This window comes from Akkermansia sp. KLE1798 (genome assembly GCF_001580195.1).
Classification (GTDB): domain Bacteria; phylum Verrucomicrobiota; class Verrucomicrobiia; order Verrucomicrobiales; family Akkermansiaceae; genus Akkermansia; species Akkermansia biwaensis.
In genome coordinates this window covers 1-258 of the sequence record NZ_KQ971088.1, presented here as the reverse complement: position 1 = coordinate 258, position 258 = coordinate 1, and the positions used below count along the sequence as shown (strand labels likewise).

The window sequence follows — 258 nt, the reverse complement described above, 5'->3', positions numbered from 1 at the left end:
AACCCATGAGCACCTCCTTAAAGAAAATCTATGTCAACGGCTTCCCCAGCCTCTACGGGGGAGCGGGAACCGAACTCCACCACCAGATCCTGGTCTGGAAACACATGGACATTGACGTCCACATCATCCCCACCAACGACGGCTTCCAAAACGAAGCCCTTTATTTGGAAATGATCCGTCTGGGCGTCCATATCCACGCTCCCAACGACTGGACGGTCCTGCAGGAAGGGGATGCCATCATCGGATTCTGCAACGGCG

General features: G+C 55.0%; 1 pseudogene. It reads left to right on the top strand.

Annotated features, from left to right (window positions below):
* Positions 1 to 5 precede the first annotated feature (5 nt).
* Positions 6 to 258: pseudogene (locus HMPREF3039_RS08780) on the top strand (hypothetical protein); the annotation flags it as partial.